This window comes from Vibrio sp. Vb1554 (genome assembly GCF_033344235.1).
The window spans coordinates 1-1,148 of sequence record NZ_JAWPOJ010000341.1; the positions used below are offsets into that span (position 1 = coordinate 1).

The 1,148-nt window shown below is 44.1% G+C and carries 2 protein-coding genes; both read left to right on the top strand.

The window, feature by feature from the left end; genetic code table 11:
* Positions 1 to 179, top strand: a 179-nt coding sequence (locus R8N28_RS26140; protein WP_318183773.1) for a ferrous iron transport protein A, incomplete at its 5' end; no start/stop codon positions are given.
* A partial coding sequence (locus tag R8N28_RS26145; protein WP_318183772.1) for a ferrous iron transporter B occupies positions 179 to 1,148 on the top strand: 970 nt, incomplete at its 3' end. The genes R8N28_RS26140 and R8N28_RS26145, both read left to right, overlap by 1 nt.

The following is a 1,148-nucleotide window of genomic DNA, read 5'->3' on the forward strand; positions in this document are numbered from 1 at the left end:
TAGATGGTCTTTCATCAGATATTAGAAAAAAGCTTATGGTAATGGGGCTACTTCCGAACACAGAAGTTAAGGTGATCAGACGCGCGCCGATGGGAGACCCGCTACAAGTTGAGGTACGCGGTGTATCTGTTGCGTTAAGAGAAACCATTGCTCAAAAAATTGAAGTGGAGCGAGTGTAATGCAGTATCAAGTTCTTACTGTAGGTAACCCAAACAGCGGTAAAACTACTCTTTTTAATGGTTTGACTGGTGCCAAACAGCAAGTCGGTAACTGGGCGGGCGTGACTGTTGAGAAAAAAACGGGTCAATTTAAGCACGCGGGTGATGAGTTTTTACTGACGGACTTGCCGGGCATTTACTCTCTGGACAGCGGTAACGATAGTAACAGTATCGATGAATCCATCGCTTCTCGTGCGGTGTTGACGCACCCAGCTGATTTAATCATCAACGTGATTGACGCCACCAGCTTAGAGCGTAGTCTATATATGACGCTGCAACTTCGTGAGCTTGGTCGTCCGATGGTTGTTGTTCTCAACAAAATGGATGCGTTAAAGCGTGAACGTCAGATGATCAACATTGCTGAGTTAGAAAAGACGCTAGGTTGCCCAGTGATCAGTTTGTCTGCCACTAATAAAGCACAAGTTGCTGAGTTTAAAGAAAAGCTCCACAAAGCCATAGTTCAGGGTGTTGCGCTAAAAGACCGCTCTTTGAATTACGGCGATAAGATGGAAGCAGCGATCGAGCATATTTCTTCTCTATTTACCGATCAAACCGTTTCTCATCGTGCATTAGCGATCCGTGCTCTAGAAAAAGACACGATGGTTCTCAATAGCCTTTCCGATCTTGATAGAAGCAAAGTACTGGAAGCGATTGCGACTTTAGATTTGGATATTGATTTACACGTTGCGGATACCAAATACACTCATCTGCACGAACAATGCAAAAAAGTTCGCCGCAGTGAAGGCAAACTCAGCCGCAGTGTTACCGAAAAACTTGATCAGTTTATTTTGAACAAGTGGGTGGGGATTCCATTCTTCTTTGTTGTGATGTACCTAATGTTTATGTTCTCGATTAACATTGGTAGTGCATTTATCGATTTCTTTGATATCGGCGTTGGCGCACTTTTGGTTGATGGCGGTCATCACCTAT